This window comes from Candidatus Methylomirabilota bacterium (genome assembly GCA_035315345.1).
Classification (GTDB): domain Bacteria; phylum Methylomirabilota; class Methylomirabilia; order Rokubacteriales; family CSP1-6; genus CAMLFJ01.
Window position 1 is genome coordinate 1 of the sequence record DATFYA010000215.1, and the last position, 14,718, is coordinate 14,718.

Below are 14,718 nucleotides of genomic sequence, written 5' to 3' on the forward strand. Positions count from 1 at the left end.
CAGGCCGGTGCGCGGCAGGATCTCCCACGCCGCGAGGATCGCCGCGTAGAGCAGCGCCTGGCACAGGCGCAGGTGCCGCTCCGGCCAGCTCATCGCCGCTCCGCGCTCTTGATGTGCTGCCAGATGCGGTCCTTCAAGATACCGAACCGCTCGCTCGTGGTCATCGCGAAGCTGCGCGGGCGCGGCAGGTCGACGGCCACGTCGTCCACCACGCGCCCGGGCCGGGCACTCAGCACGATCACCCGGTCGGCCAGGTACACCGCCTCGTTCAGGCTGTGGGTGACGAACAGCACGGTCTTGCGCGTCTCCGACCAGATCCGCAGCAGCTCGTCGCCCAGCACCATGCGGGTCTGCTCGTCTAGCGAGGCGAAGGGCTCGTCCATCAGCAGCACCGCCGGATTCTGCACGAGCCCGCGGGCGATCGACACGCGCTGCTTCATGCCGCCGGAGAGCTGGTGGGGCAGGCGGTCCTCGAAGCCGGCGAGCCCGGTCAGCTCGAGCATGCGGCGGGCCGCGGCCAGGCGCTCCGCCTTCGCCACGCGGCGGAGCTTGAGGGGAAAGGCCACGTTGTCCACCGCGGAGAGCCAGGGCAGGAGGTTGGCCTCCTGGAAGATCATGCCGACCTTGCGCGGCATCGGCGCGGTCATCGGCTCGCCGTCGCACAGCACGGTGCCGCTCGAGGGCCGGCGCAGGCCCGCCACCAGCGAGAGCAGGGTGGACTTGCCGCAGCCGCTCGGGCCCACCACCGACGCGAACTGCCCGTCGGGGATCTCGAGGTCGATCGACTCGAGCGCGGTTACCGCGGCGCCGTCGGCGCCGAAGCGCTGCGACACCCCGCGGACGGCCACCAGCGCGCGGGTCACGCGTCTCGACGCCAGGCGCCGAGCCGCGTCTCCACCGCGCGCAGCGCCTCGTTGACCGCCACCGCGGCCGCGGCCACCAGCACCAGCGCCGCATAGAGCTGCGGCATCTGGAGGTTCTCGCCCCACGCCGCGATGCGATAGCCGATGCCGTCGCGGGCGCCGTAGATCTCGCACAGCAGCACCGCGGTGATGTTGAACACCATGGCCAGGCGCGCGGACTCGAGCAGGATCGGCGCCATCGCGGGCAGGTAGATCTCGCGGATGACCTGGGCGCGGGTCGCCCCGTAGACGCGGCTCACCGTGATCAGCTCGCGCGGCACCGACTGCACCGCCGCGATGCCGCCCACGATCAGCACGAACACGGTGGTGAACACGCCGAAGGCCACCTTCTGCGGGATGCTCACCCCGAAGATCAGGATGAAGACGGGCAGGAAGATGGACTTGGGCACCCCGAACAGGAAGTTGACCAGCGGTCGGAACAGCGCGCCCAGCACCGGCAATTCGGCCAGCAGGAAGCCGAGCAGGAGGCCGGTGGGCAGCGCGATCAGGAAGGCGGCCAGCACCTCCCACGCGGTGACCGCGAGGCTCGCGCGCACCTCGGGCCGGCCGGCGAGGCGGATCAGCGCGTCCACCACCGTGCTCGGCGCGGGGGCGAGGCTCGGATCGATCCGGCCGAGCCGCACCAGCGCCTCCCAGAGCGCCAGGAGGCCCAGGACGGCGGCGGCGACGATCAGGCGCTCGGGCCGCATCCTGTGATATCCGCTCGGCTCGCCTGCGGCTGCACCTCGCCAGGCATGATATCCGCTCGGCTCGCCTGCAGCTGCACCTCGCCAGGCAGGCTCAGGGCTTGGTCGGCGTGATCGGCAGGTTCATGAACACCTCGGCGGCCGGGGCCATGTCCTTCACGCCGCTCGCCGCGGCCAGCTCCATGGCCTTCTCCACCGAGGCCTGCGTGATCTTGCCGTCGCGCGAGAGGCGCAGGTAGGTCTTCTCGTACTCCATCTTCGCGATCTCCATCGGCAGCTCGTTGTTGGAGGCGATGGTCTTGATCGCGTAGTCGGGGTTGTTGCGCATGTACTCGAGCGCGCCGTAGAGCGCGTTCAGGCCCTTCTGGATGAAGGGCCGCCGCTCGGTGAGGTTCTTCTCGGTGGCGGCCCAGCCCCCGATCAGGTTCGGCGGCATCGCGGTGGCGAAGTCCATCAGCACGCGCACCTTGCCCTCGGAGACGACCTGGTACGAGAGCGGCGAGTAGATCACCGCCGCGGCCAGGTTGTCGTTGAGCAGGTTCGGCACGAGCCCGCCGCCGCCCACGCCTACTCGCTGGAAGTTTACATGGGCCTCGCTCTGCGCCCACAGCGCGAGCGTGTCGGTCCCGGAGCCGGCGGAGGTGATGCCGACCTTCTTGCCGTCGAGCTCCTTGGCCGACTTGATCGGCGACGCGCTCTTGACCCCCAGGATCCAGCCCGACCATTCGTCGCCGTTGCCGCCCACGATCTTCGTCAACACCCCCCGCTTCCGGGACGTCGCCACCAGCGGGACGGCCACCGGACCCAGATCCGCGGAATTGGCCGCGATCGCCTCGAAGGTCTCCCCGCCGCCCCGGTAGATGGTGATCTCGGGCCGGAGGCCTTCCTTCTCGAAGAGGCCCTTCTCCTTCGCCACGGTGGCGAGGATCGTCGGGAAGTAGGTCTTGGTCGGGCAGCCGATGCGGATCGTTTCCTGCGCGGCCGCGCCGGCCGGCAGCGTGAACAGCGCGCCGACGGTCAGCATCACCGCGAGCCGAGTCAGGGACGTCGTCGTCATGGATTCCTCCCGGGAAGAGTGCGCGTCGGCGGCATCGTAGCACGGTTGACCGGCCCGCCCGACGGCGGTAGATTCGGCCGCGGTCGTCAGAGCGGCGGCGCGAGCGAGGGGAGCCATGGATTTCGGCGGCGCGATCTTCTTCACCGACTACTCGATCGGCCCCGCCGCGCTCGGCCGCGCCCTCGAGGAGCGCGGCTTCGAGTCGCTCTGGGCGCCCGAGCATTCGCACATCCCGCTGTCGCGCGCCTCCGCGTTCCCGGCGGGCGGCGACCTGCCGAAGAAGTACTACGACGTGATGGACCCGTTCGTGACGCTGGCCGCCGCCGCGGCCGCGACGACCAGACTGCGTGTTGCCACCGGGGTGTGCCTGGTCGTCCAGCGCGATCCGATCCAGACCGCGAAGGCGGTGGCGAGTCTCGACCAGGTCTCGGGCGGGCGTTTTCTCTTCGGCATCGGCGCGGGCTGGAACGCCGAGGAGATGGCGGATCACGGCACCGCGTTCGCGTCGCGCTTCCGGGTGATGCGCGAGCGCGTGGAGGCCATGAAGGCGATCTGGACGAAGTCGAAGCCCGAGTACGCGGGCGAGCTCGTGAAGTTCCCGCCGATGATGACGTGGCCCAAGCCTCGCCAGAAGCCGCACCCGCCGGTGATCGTGGGCGGCGCGTTTCCGTACGGAGCGCGGCGGGCCATCGCCTACGGCGACGGCTGGGTGCCGCACGCGCGCCGCCCCGCCTACGGCGACGTGCTCAGCCTGCTGCCCGAGTTCCGCAAGCTCGCGGTCGAGGCCGGCCGGGATCCGGCCACGCTGCCCATCACGATCTTCGGGGCGGCCGAAGACGTCGACGCGATCCGGCGCTACCGCGACGCCGGCGTGACGCGGCTCATCTTCAACCTGGCCTCGGCCAAGGCCGACGAGGTGCTCCCGGTGCTCGACCGCTGCGCGACGCTCATGCAGAAGGCGCAATCCTGATGGCCACTCGCAAGCCCGCGATCAAGCAGATCGCCTCGGGTCTCCGCTTCCCGGAGGGCCCGGTGGCGATGCCGGACGGCTCGGTCATCCTGGTCGAGATCGAGCGGCGCACGCTCTCGCGCGTGACCTCCGACGGCCGGATCCACGTCGTGGCCACCCTCGGCGGCGGCCCCAACGGCGCGGCCATGGGGCCGGGCGGCAAGATCTACGTGACCAACAACGGCGGGCTCAAGTTCGTGGAGCGGCCGGGCAAGCTGTTTCCGGTGCTGCAGGCCGAGGACTACGTGACCGGTAGCATCCAGATCGTGGATCCGGACACCGGCAAGTTCGAGACCCTCTACGACCGGTGCGACGGCCAGCGCCTGCGCGGGCCGAACGACCTGGTGTTCGACCGGGCCGGCGGCTTCTGGTTCACCGATCTGGGCAAGACGCGCGAGCGCGACACCGACCGCGGCGTCGTCTACTACGCGAAGGCGGACGGCTCGATGATCCGCGAGGCGATCTTCCCGCTCGAGCGCCCGAACGGCATCGGGCTGTCGCCGGACGAGAAGACCCTCTACGTGGTGGAGACGCCGACCGCGCGGGTGTGGGCGTTCCGGCTCTCCGGGCCCGGCGAGATCGAGTCGGCCAACGGGCCCTATCGGGGCGAGAAGGGCACCGTGATCACCGGGCTCGGCGGCTACCAGATGTTCGACTCGCTCGCCGTCGACGGCGAGGGCCACGTCTGCGTCGCCACCCTCATCACCGGCGCGGTGAGCGACGTCTGGCCCGACGGCAGCCGCGTGGAGCAGTACACCCTGCCCGACATGATGGTGACGAACGTGTGCTTCGGCGGGAAGGACCTGCGCACCGCGTTCGCGACGCTGTCGATGGGCGGCACGCTCGTGTCGTTCGAGTGGCCGCGGCCCGGCTTGCCGCTGCACTACCTCAATCGCTGAGCCGCGCGTCGCGTGCGCCCCGACCTTGCGCCCCGGATGGCGGTGCGCCGCTCCGGCGCCGGACCGGACCTGGTGCTCTTCCACGGCGGCATGGGGTCGTGGAAGCACTGGATCCGCAACGTGGACGCGCTCGCCGCGCGCTTCACCGTCCACGCCCTCGATCATCCGTCCTACGGCGACTCGGCCACCGTCCCGCGTGAGACCACCGGCCCGCAGTATCTCGACCTCGTGCACGCATTGCTCCTCGAGGCGTTGCCCGGCGTCGCCCCGCTGCGCCTCGCCGGCTTCTCGTTCGGCGCGGCGATCGCCGCGAGCATGGCCCGCCGTCTCGGCCCGCGGGTGAGCCACCTCGCCCTGATCTCGCCGGGCGGCTTCCCGGCCCGGAAGTTCGGCGAGCGCCCGATCCGCTCCTACAAGGAGGCGGGCGGCGACGAGCGTCTCTTCCGCGAGATCTGCCGTCACAACCTGCTGGTGAACATGCTGAGCGACGAGGCCAGCGTGACCGAGGACACGGTGGACATCCAGGCGGATCTGGTGCGCCGGACGCGCTTCGACAGCCGGAAGGTCAGCGCGGGCGGCACCCTGCTCGGCGACCTGGCCGCGGTGTCGCGCCGCGGAGGGCGCATCCGCCTGCTCTGGGGCGAGCGCGACGACTCCGCGTTCCGTCCCGCCGCGCGGCTGATCGGCGAGATCGAGGCCGCGGTTCCCGGTCTCGATGTGCACCGGATCCCCCGGGCCGGCCACTGGTCGGCCTACGAGAACGCGCCCGAGGTCAACCGCCTGCTGCTGGAGTTCTTCGCCAGCGGGGCAGAGGAGAACAGCCGATGAGCCCGGATCGTCAACCCGTCGCGGTGGTGGTGGGCGCGACCTCCAAGTGGCAGGCGGACGGGCGCAACACACGCCTGGCCCACGGCAAGGATCTCGACGACCGCCACCTGCCCGTCGGCGTGCGCTGGGGCGTGGGCGGCGCCATCGCCCAGAAGTTCGCCAAGGAAGGCTTCCTGACCGTGCTGACCACCCGCAAAGCGGCGAACGCGGCCGCGCTCGAGCAGGCCATCACGTCGCAGGGCGGCCGGGCCATGACCGTCGAGCTGGATCTGGTGTCGGACGCCTCCATCGCGAAGGCGTTCGCGACCATTCGGGAGCGGGCCGGCGATCCGGACGTGCTCGTCTACAACGCGGGCTACCTCGAGGGGCGCGATTTGCCGCCCGACAAGGAATTGCTCGAGCACGTGCCGCTCGACATCTTCGAGACCGCGCAGCACGTCGCCAGCCGCGGGCCGTTCCTGGTCGCCAAGGAGGTGCTGCCCGCGATGCGCCAGCGCGGAGGCGGCTCCTTCCTCATCTCCAACAACGCCTCGTCGCTTCGCGGCCGGAAGCGGCTGACCGGCCAGTCGCTCTACTATCCGCGCGTGATGATGCGCACGCTGGCCCAGGTGCTCACCGAGGAGTATTCCGAGCACGGCGTGCACGTGGCCAACGTGGTCATCGACGGGCTCATCGACTCGCCGGGGACCCGGGCGTTGCCGCGGGCCCAGAAGCAGCCGGAGATCGTCATGAACCCGGTGAAGATCGCGGAGGCGTTCTGGTATCTCCATACCCAGGACCGCTCCTGCTGGACGCACGAATTGCAGCTCACGCCGTTTTCCACCAAGCCGAGTTTCTAGGCGCCGGGTGGGATATAGTCGAGTGGGCATGCGCGACGACCGGAAGGTCTTCTACGGCTGGTGGGTGGTCGGGGCCTTCTCGGTCACCACCTTCATGTCCACCGGCGTGCGCCACGCGGTCGGGCCGTTCCTCAAGCCGATCGTGGCCGATCTCAACCTGGATCGGGCCAGCTTCTCGGCGGTGGTCGCGCTGAGCCTCTTCCTCTACGGGGTGTTCATGCCGCTGGCCGGCATGGCGCTCGACCGCTTCAGCGTGCGGGTGGTCACCTCGGCGGGCACGCTGCTGCTGGTCGCCTCGCTGGTGCTGACCGCGATGGTGCGCAACGTGTGGGAGTTCGCCGCGGTCTACGGTGTCCTGGTGCCGCTCGGGCTGGCCGGCACCGGGCCGGTGATCGCCTCCGGGGTGGTGGCGCGCTGGTTCAGCCGGCGCCGCGGCACCGCGCTCTCGGTGCTGGGCAGCGCGTCGATGACCGGCATGAGCCTGCTGGTGCCCGCGGTGACGTGGCTCGTGCTCGCCACCGGGTGGCGAAACACCTACATCGTGATCGCGGGGCTGATCCTCGTCGTCTCGCTGCCGCTCTGCCTCTGGCTGATGCGCGATTCGCCCGAGTCGATCGGCCTCACCGCCGACGGGGCGCCGCCGGTGGCGGGAGCGCACGCGCCGGCCATCGAGCGCGTGCCCGCGAGCGAGGCGCTCAGGACGCTGGCGTTCTGGCAGCTCGCCGGCTCGTTCTTCACCTGCGGCTTCTCGATGAGCCTGCTCTCCGCGCACGGCATCCCGATGCTGACCGATCACGGCTACACCCCGATGGTCGCGTCGTGGGCCCTGGGCGTGCTGGGTGGCTCGAGCATCATCTTCACGGTGATGCTGGGCGCGCTGTCGGACCGCTTCGGACGGCGGCCGGTGCTCGCCGGGATCTACGCCGGACGCATCGCGATCTTCACCGGCCTCTTCCTGATCCGCGACAACCCCACCGGGCTGATGGTGGTGGCCATGCTGGGCGGGATCACCCTGGCCGGCACCGGCTCGATGACCTCGGCGCTCACCGCCGACATCTACGGGCGCTTCTCGGTCAGCTCGATCTTCGGGCTGATCTTCCTGGTGCACCAGACCGGCTCGGCGCTGGGCTCCTGGCTGGCCGGCGCGCTCTTCGAGACCACCGGCGGCTACGGCCTCGCCTACGTGCTAGCCTGCGCGCTCCTGCTCGCCGCCGCCATCGTCGCCCTCAACATCGACCGCGACGCCCGCCGCATCTGGCGCGCCGCCACCGCCGGGGTCAGGTCTTGAAATACGACATTTTCCGGGGTCGCGGCGTCTCACTGCGCCTGAAAAATGTCGTATTTCAAGACCTGACCCCATCGAGGGTGAAGCCCGCGTAGTTGTTGGCGGCGATCTCGTCGCACTTCTGGCGGTAGACCCCGACCCCGCCGATGTAGGGCATGAACACGCGCGGCTTGCCCGGGATGTTCGCGCCCATGTACCACGAGGGCGCCCGCGGGTAGAGCGTCATGTGGCCCACCTCGTTGACGTGCCGGACCCAGGCCTCCTGGGCCTCCGCGGTGGCCTCGATGGTGGCGAGGCCGCGCTCGCGCAGGTGGCTCACGCAGTCGGCGATCCAGTCCACGTGCTGCTCGATGGACACGATCATGTTGCTGAGCACGGACGGGCTGCCGGGGCCGGTGATCGTGAAGAGGTTCGGGAAGCCTTCGACGGTCAGCCCCAGGTAGGTGCGCGGGCCGTCGGCCCACTCGGAGGCGAGGCGGCGTCCCCCGCGGCCGCGGATGTCGATGTTGAGCAGGGCCCCGGTCATCGCGTCGAAGCCGGTGGCGAAGACGAGATCGTCCACCGCGTACTCCACGCCGCCGGTGCGCACGCCCTTGGGGGTGATCGCCTCGATCGGTCGCGCGCGCACGTCCACCAGGGTGACGTTGTCGCGGTTGAACGTCTCGTAGTAGTCGGTGTCCACGCACAGCCGCTTGGTGCCGAGCGGGTAGCTCGTCGGGCACAGCAGGTCGGAGACCGCGGGATCGCGCACGACGGCGCGGATCTTGGCCCGGAAGAAATCCGCGGCGGTGTCGTTGGCTTCCTGACTGGTGAGCAGGTCGGTGTAGGCGGCGGAGAAGCCGAGGCCGCCGCGGCTCCAGCGCTTCTCGTACTCCCGCTCGCGCTCCTCGGCGGGCACCGCCAGGGCCGAGTCGCCGCTGCGCTCGGTCACGAAGCCCACCCGCGACTCGCGCGCCTGACGCCGGAACTCGGCGTAGGCGGCCTTCACCCGGCGCTCGTAGTCGGGATCGAGCGGGGCGTTGTGGGCGGGCATGCTGTAGTTCGGGGTGCGCTGGAAGACGTAGACGTGAGCCGCCTGCCTGGCGATGAGCGGGATCGACTGGATGGCGGAGGAGCCGGTGCCGATGACCGCGACCCGCCGGCCGGTGAAGTCCACGCCCTCGTGCGGCCAGCGGCCGGTGTGGTACCGCGCGCCTTCGAAGCTCTCGAGTCCCTCGAAGTCGGGGACCTGCGCGTCGGAGAGACAGCCGGTGGCCATGATGCAGAACCGCGCGGTGACGCGGTCGCCGCGGTCGGTCTCGATGGCCCAGCGCGCGGCCGCCTCGTCGAACACCGCGGCGGTCACGCGGGTGCCGAACTGGATGTCGCGCCGCAGGTCGAAGCGGTCGGCCACGTGGTTGGCGTACCGGAGGATCTCCGGCTGGGCCGAGTAGCGCTCGGTCCACCGCCACTCCTGCTGCAATTCCTCCGAGAAGGAGTAGGAGTAGTCCATGCTCTCGACGTCGCAGCGCGCGCCCGGGTAGCGGTTCCAGTACCACGTTCCCCCCACGCCGTCGCCCGCCTCGTAGACCCGCACCGACAAGCCCAGCCCGCGCAGCCGGTGGAGCATGTACATGCCCGCGAAACCGGCGCCCACCACCACGGCGTCGAGCATCAGGCCTCCTCGTGGACCGGCACGACGTACGGTCCCTCGGGGACGAACGCCACGTGGGGATCAGAATGGCGCGCCATGCTCTCGGCCACCGCGCCCGCCAGATCGGTCACGCGCTCGACGCCGGTCAGCCCCGCGGTGATCGCGTCGAGCCCGTCGGTGTAGAGCCGCACGCGGCCGACCCGCATGGGCCGAAGCTGCATCTGGGTCTGCCACTCGTCGATGTCGGCGTGAGACTTGTGCTCGATGCTGGCCGCGAAGCCGTCGGGCCCGAGGTCGACCAGGCGCCGCTGCGCCTCCACATAGTGCTTGGAGCCCATGCCCTCCGAGCAGGCGGACGCCACGATCAGGTCCCCGCCGGGCTCCAGGATGTCGAGCGGGCCCACCATGCCCTTGACGGTCTGGTAGTACGTCTTGTCGAGCGGATAGCCGGCCGCGCTGGTGACCACGGTGTGGAAGCGCCGGGGCACCGCCACCTGCGCGTAGCGCCGCGCGAAGGCCACCGCCTCGAGGTGGCTCGCCACGATCTCGCCGAAGTTGACGAAGGCGAGCCGTCGCCGATCGTCGATCACGGTGTTCAGCGCCAGCGCGCCGCCCAGCATGCCGACGATCGCCAGCTGCTCCTCGTGGAGCGGGTTGCCGTCGAGGACGCAGTTGGCCGCGCGCGGATGCGCCATGAACGCCGAGTTGTGGAACGTGGTGATCGTCTCGGCGTGCGCGACCCCCGGAGCGATGACCTTGCGCCCGCCCGACCAGCCGGCCATGAAGTGCGGCTCCACCAGCCCGGTCGCGATCTTGAGATCGGCGGCAATCAGGCGGCGGTCGAGGCGCACCACCGTGCCGCGCCCCGGCGTGCGGCCGAGCAGGACGTGATCGCGGTCCACCGTGGCGTCGTGGTTGGCCACCGACACCGTCTCGAGCACCCACGGGTCGCCCACCAGCTCGGCCAGCTCCGCCCCCTCATTGGCGCGATGCAGGCCGGTGGCGACCAGCACGGTGATCCCGGCGCGCGGGACGCCCGCGCTCAGCAGTCCGCGGACGAGCGGGCCCAGGAAGAGGCCGTTCGGCACCGGGCGCGTGATGTCGCAGATCAGGATGCACGCCGACCGCCGGCCGCGGGCCAGCGCGGGGAGCGCGGGCACCCCGACCGGCTCGGCGAGGGCCCGCGCGACCGCAGCCCCCGGGTCCGCCAGCACCGGCATCGCGTGCTTGGCGACCACGGTCGGCACGCACCCGGGCGGCGGAGCGAGGGACACCGTGCCGCGGCCGTAGAGGAGATCGATGGTCATGGCGTCTCCCCCGGAATCATATGCCATGATCGCGAGGATGGCGACGCGCGACGTGCTGTGGGCGGCGTGGGACGGGCGGGGCTTCGAGCATCTCCGCCTGGAGATCGAGGCCGACCGCGTGCGGGCGGACAGCCTGATCGTCGCGGTGGACGCGGGCGGCCGGCCGTACCGCGCGCGCTATCGCCTCGAATGCGACGCGGGCTGGACGACGCGGCGGGTGCTCATCGAGCGGCTCGAGGAGCCGGTGGCCACGCTCGACCTCCGCGTGGACGGCCGCGGCCGCTGGAGCGACGCGACGACCGGCGTGGCGCTGCCGCTGGACGGCTGCGTGGACGTCGACATCTTCCCGTCGCCGTTCACCAACACGCTGCCGGTGCGACGCCTGCCCGAGCTGACGGTGGGCCGCCCGGTCGCGCTCCGCATGGCCTGGGTGCTCCTGCCGGAGCTCCGCGTGCGCGTGGCCCCACAGGAATACACGCTGCTCGAGCGGCGCGCCGCCGGGTCACGCTGGCGCTTCCGCTCGCTCGACTCCGGCTTCATCGCCGAGCTCGACATGGACGCCGACGGCGTGGTGCGCGACTATCCGGATCTCTCGCGACGAGTCTAGGCTCTGCGCAATGTTTGCATCGTCGGTCGAGTGGCGCCGCGACGCGTTGTCACCTCAGAAATCGGCTTTATTGATTGCACACGCGAACGCGAACGGTATACTCATGCGACCTGCTGCGATTCAAATGGGTCGCCCGACGGCCCGACCGAGGTACGAAGCGATGAGACTACTCCTTGTGCTCCTCCTGGTTCTGGTTCCCTTCAGTCAAGCCTCCGCGGCCTCGTTCGGCGTGACGGCCAATCCGCTATGGACGAATACGGGAATGTCCGTGCTGGCAACGGACACCCTGCACTTCGATAGCGCAACCGCGTCTTGGACTTATCAGCCATTTGATGGCACTTTCGGGCATGATCCGTTCGGACCCGAGGGCGTTCCCGTGGTAAGCAGCGATTTCATAAACGATGAGTGGATCCAGAACGGGCTGCATGGCCAGTTGATCGCATTCATCGGGAGCGCGGCGCTCGACTTGAACGCGTCCCCTAGAGCGATAGCTCAGAACGCCTCGGGGCTCTTCGCGATCGGAGCCGGGCCGCAGACTGTGACCGGCCTAGCAGGTAACCTCTGGCTCGGGTTCAACGATGGCTACATCACCGGCATCAGCAACAACGAGGGGACCGGATCCGTCAACGTGAGCCGCAGTTCAGATCTCGCCCCCGTCCCGGAGCCGGCCACGCTCCTCCTGTTCGGCACCACCGCAGGTGGACTGGCGCTCGCGCGGTGGCGGCGGAGCCGGCAACAGCGCCAGCAGCCGTAGGTCGAGTAGTCACGCGGCTCCGAAGCGGCGGCCGAGAATAGGCCGCCGCTTCGCATTCCCACCATTCACGTCGACAGCCCGCCGGCCTCGAGCGTCTTCTTCATCACGTGGGTGGCCTGCTCGGCCAAGGCCGCCACGGTCGGCGCCAGCGCGTGCGGTAGCAGGTCGATGATCCACACGAGGTGGCAGCGGCCGTCGCCGTCGGGGAACACCTGCATCGACGCGTTGTAGTGGCTGGACATGCCTCCGACCGCCGCGTAGACCAGGCGACGGGCGGTGTCGTCGATGTCCACGATCGGCTCGCGCACCACCATGCCGTTGGCGAACGTCACGATGCGCGCGTCGCCGTCCATCCGCGCTTCGAGCAGGAAGCCGGGGCCGAGCCGCTCGTGCACCGCGCCCACGTCACGTACCGCGTCCCAGACGTGCTCCGCCGAGGCGTCGAGCCGCAGCTCTTTTCGGATGGAAGCCATGAGCGTCCCCCTCCTGGGAGGACGCCCCATGAGACCCCGACCGGCGCGCGCCGTGAAACAGGGTGGTGTCCAGAACGCTCAGGCGGCGGCGAGCGGCGGCAGGCCCATGTCCCGGGTGCACTCGCCGAACCAGTCGAGCACCTCGCGGTGCAGCGGGATGCCGTGGGCGCGCCGGTGCTGGACCTCCTCGGCCTCCAGCAGGCCCGGGTAGAAGACGCGCTCCTGACCCGGGGCGGGCGCCGACGTCCGCAGCGTCCGCAGCATCTCGTCCATCGTGTCCTTGAATCGCTCGAGGTCGGTGAACGACTCGATGTGGTAGGCCGCGAACTGGTTCTTCGAGCCATTGCCCGGCGCCAGCATCGTCGGTAGCGTGCCCGCGAGCAAGGTCGAGAGCACCTCGGCCATGAGGGCGAAGCCGTAACCCTTGTGCGAGCCCTGCTCGCGCGTGCCGCCGAGCGGGGCCTGGTAGACGTCCTCCCGGTTGAAGATGGGCTTCTCCTCCATGATCGGGCTGCCGTCCCGGTCCGTCACCCAGCCCGGCAGGAGCGGGGAGCCCACCCGCATGGCCAGGCGGATCTTGTTGCCCGCGATCGCGGAGGTGGCCGCGTCGAAGAGCAGCGGGGCCTCGCGCCGCGCGGGAGCGGCCAGCGCGATCGGGTTGGTGCCGAGCAGGGGCTTCGAGCCGAACGTCGGCACCACGTGCAGGCCGGCCGCGGTGAAGCAGACGCCCACCATGTCCGCCATCGCAGCCTGCATCGCGAAGTGGCCGATGGCGCCGAAGTGCCCCGCGTTGTGCACGGTGACCACGCCCACCCCGACCTGTCGCGCCTTGTCCATGGCCAGGCGCATCGCCTTCGGCCCCACGATGATGCCGAGCCGCTGGCCCGCGTCGATCACCGCGGTGCCGGGGGACTCGCGCTCGATGGCCCAGCCCGGCCGCGGATCGAGCTTGCCGGCCCGATACTCGCGCACGTAGGTGCGCAGCATGTTCGACACGCCGTGCGTCTCGACTCCGCGCAGGTCGGTCATGGTGAGCACGTCCGCCGCGTCGGCCGCGTCCTCCCGGGTGACGCCCAGCTTCTCGAAGATCTGGGTGACGGTCAGTCGCAGCGCGTCTTCGGTGACGAGCACCTGGTCCTTCGGCGGCACCTTGAAGAGATCGAGCATGGTCAGCCCTCCCGGGGCTGCATCGTAGCCGATCGCGCGGGCCGGCGCAGCCGCCAGAACGCCACGCAGCCCACCGCGTACGAGAGGATCGAGAGGTGGAAGGCGAGGTGGTAGCTGCCCGAGAGATCGAAGATGAGCCCGCTCGCCCACGCGCCGCCCGCCGCCCCGAGGCCGGTGCCGATCGAGATCACGCCCAGGATCGCGCCCAGGTGCGGGCCCTGGAACAGATCGGCGGTCTTGGCGGTGATCTGCGGCCCGCGCGCGCCCCAGGTGAGGCCGAAGAAGCAGGCGTGCAGCCACAGGAGCGCGTGCTGCTCGGCGCTCGTGATGAACAGCGCGCACACCACGCCGACGATGGAGACCAGGTAGGCGAGGATGGCCGACACCTCGCGTCCGATGTAGTCGGAGATCGTCCCGGTGCCGATGGTGCCGACCACCGCGAGCAGGCTGCCGGTGCCCAGCACGCTCGCCGCGTAGAGGGGATCGAAGCCCACGTCCACCGCGAAGGCGAGCTGGTGCAGCGAGACGAGAAAGCTGCCGAGTCCGGTGAGCAGGTACACCGCGAAGAGGAGCCAGAAGTGCGGCGTGCGCATCGCCTCGCCCACCGTCCAGGGGCTTCCGGCCGCGACGGCGGGGCGCGGCGAGGCGTCGCCGCCCGCCGCCGCGTCGGGCTCGCGGGTCGGAAACGCGCGCACGATCGGCACCACCGCCACCGCCATCACCGCGGCGAGGGCCAGGTAGGAGCGTCGCCAGCCGATCGAGGAGATCAGCAGCTGGGTGATCGGCGCGGAGACCGCGCGGCCGAAGCCATTGGCGGACTGCACGATGGAGATGGCGAGGCCCCGCCGGGCCACGAACCAGCGCGAGAGGATCGGCACCGAGACCACGAGGCCAAGGCAGTTCGAGCCGAGCGTCATCACGATGCCGTAGAGCGCGATCACCTGCCAGAGCGCGGAGGCGCCCGCGTTCGCCACGAGCCCGACCGCCAGGAGGACGGCGCCCACCGCCACCAGGACGCGCGTGCCGAGCCGGTCGACGAGGGCCCCGATGAGCGGGGAGCTGAGCCCGATCACGAGCTGCGACACCGAGTAGGCCACCGAGGTCTCGCCGCGCCCCCAGCCGAACTCGCCCAGGTACGCGATCAGGAACACCGCGTAGGAGTGCATGAGCCCCTGCGCGATCGCATAGCCGAAGAAGGCGCCCGCGACCACGATCCAGCCGTAGAAGAGCCCGCGTCGCACGGGGGCCAAT

The 14,718-nt window shown here is 70.5% G+C and carries 15 protein-coding genes; 7 read left to right on the forward strand and 8 right to left on the reverse strand.

The window, feature by feature from the left end:
- Nucleotides 1–89 precede the first annotated feature (89 nt).
- The 3 genes from VKN16_27675 to VKN16_27685 all read right to left on the reverse strand — a co-directional run bounded on the left by VKN16_27675 (nt 90) and on the right by VKN16_27685 (nt 2,666).
- Nucleotides 90–863: an ABC transporter ATP-binding protein gene (locus VKN16_27675; protein ID HME98001.1), complete on the reverse strand. Its 774-nt coding sequence runs from the start codon at nt 861–863 to the stop codon at nt 90–92.
- Nucleotides 860–1,612, reverse strand: coding sequence for an ABC transporter permease subunit (locus tag VKN16_27680; protein ID HME98002.1), 753 nt, complete (start codon nt 1,610–1,612; stop codon nt 860–862). The genes VKN16_27675 and VKN16_27680 overlap by 4 nt, the downstream gene beginning before the upstream one ends.
- Before the next feature lie 91 nt (nt 1,613–1,703).
- Nucleotides 1,704–2,666 (reverse strand): ABC transporter substrate-binding protein, encoded by a 963-nt coding sequence (locus VKN16_27685; protein ID HME98003.1) that lies wholly within the window; start codon nt 2,664–2,666, stop codon nt 1,704–1,706.
- 115 nt (nt 2,667–2,781) lie between these two features.
- Here VKN16_27685 and VKN16_27690 point away from each other — a divergent pair, with 115 nt between their 5' ends.
- The 5 genes from VKN16_27690 to VKN16_27710 are packed head-to-tail and all read left to right on the forward strand — an operon-like array spanning nt 2,782 to nt 7,529.
- Nucleotides 2,782–3,636 (forward strand): LLM class F420-dependent oxidoreductase, encoded by an 855-nt coding sequence (locus tag VKN16_27690; protein HME98004.1) that lies wholly within the window; start codon nt 2,782–2,784, stop codon nt 3,634–3,636.
- Entirely contained in the window at nt 3,636–4,574 is a 939-nt protein-coding gene (locus tag VKN16_27695) for an SMP-30/gluconolactonase/LRE family protein (GenBank protein HME98005.1), read from the forward strand. Before VKN16_27690 ends, VKN16_27695 begins: the two co-directional genes overlap by 1 nt.
- A 12-nt stretch (nt 4,575–4,586) precedes the next feature.
- Nucleotides 4,587–5,402, forward strand: a complete 816-nt coding sequence (locus VKN16_27700; GenBank protein ID HME98006.1) for an alpha/beta fold hydrolase — start codon at nt 4,587–4,589, stop codon at nt 5,400–5,402.
- The gene (locus VKN16_27705) at nt 5,399–6,241 is read left to right on the forward strand and encodes an SDR family NAD(P)-dependent oxidoreductase (protein ID HME98007.1); all 843 of its coding nucleotides are present in this window, start codon (nt 5,399–5,401) and stop codon (nt 6,239–6,241) included. Before VKN16_27700 ends, VKN16_27705 begins: the two co-directional genes overlap by 4 nt.
- A gap of 28 nt (nt 6,242–6,269) precedes the next feature.
- Nucleotides 6,270–7,529: an MFS transporter gene (locus VKN16_27710; protein ID HME98008.1), complete on the forward strand. Its 1,260-nt coding sequence runs from the start codon at nt 6,270–6,272 to the stop codon at nt 7,527–7,529.
- Between the two features lie 55 nt (nt 7,530–7,584).
- On the opposite strand, the gene VKN16_27715 is transcribed toward VKN16_27710, so the two are convergent.
- On the reverse strand, nt 7,585–9,180 hold the full coding sequence (locus VKN16_27715) for an NAD(P)/FAD-dependent oxidoreductase (GenBank protein HME98009.1): 1,596 nt from the start codon (nt 9,178–9,180) through the stop codon (nt 7,585–7,587).
- On the reverse strand, nt 9,180–10,466 hold the full coding sequence (gene larA / locus VKN16_27720; protein HME98010.1) for a nickel-dependent lactate racemase: 1,287 nt from the start codon (nt 10,464–10,466) through the stop codon (nt 9,180–9,182). Before larA ends, VKN16_27715 begins: the two co-directional genes overlap by 1 nt.
- Before the next feature lie 37 nt (nt 10,467–10,503).
- Here larA and VKN16_27725 point away from each other — a divergent pair, with 37 nt between their 5' ends.
- On the forward strand, nt 10,504–11,073 hold the full coding sequence (locus tag VKN16_27725) for a putative glycolipid-binding domain-containing protein (GenBank protein ID HME98011.1): 570 nt from the start codon (nt 10,504–10,506) through the stop codon (nt 11,071–11,073).
- Between the two features lie 175 nt (nt 11,074–11,248).
- Nucleotides 11,249–11,827 (forward strand): PEP-CTERM sorting domain-containing protein, encoded by a 579-nt coding sequence (locus VKN16_27730; protein HME98012.1) that lies wholly within the window; start codon nt 11,249–11,251, stop codon nt 11,825–11,827.
- A gap of 65 nt (nt 11,828–11,892) precedes the next feature.
- Here VKN16_27730 and VKN16_27735 read toward each other — a convergent pair whose 3' ends face one another.
- From VKN16_27735 to VKN16_27745, 3 genes are all read right to left on the reverse strand, one after another.
- Entirely contained in the window at nt 11,893–12,300 is a 408-nt protein-coding gene (locus tag VKN16_27735) for an SRPBCC family protein (protein ID HME98013.1), read from the reverse strand.
- A gap of 78 nt (nt 12,301–12,378) precedes the next feature.
- The gene (locus VKN16_27740; protein ID HME98014.1) at nt 12,379–13,467 is read right to left on the reverse strand and encodes an Ldh family oxidoreductase; all 1,089 of its coding nucleotides are present in this window, start codon (nt 13,465–13,467) and stop codon (nt 12,379–12,381) included.
- Nucleotides 13,468–13,469: 2 nt separating this feature from the next.
- Entirely contained in the window at nt 13,470–14,708 is a 1,239-nt protein-coding gene (locus VKN16_27745) for an MFS transporter (GenBank protein HME98015.1), read from the reverse strand.
- Between the last annotated feature and the right edge of the window lie 10 nt (nt 14,709–14,718).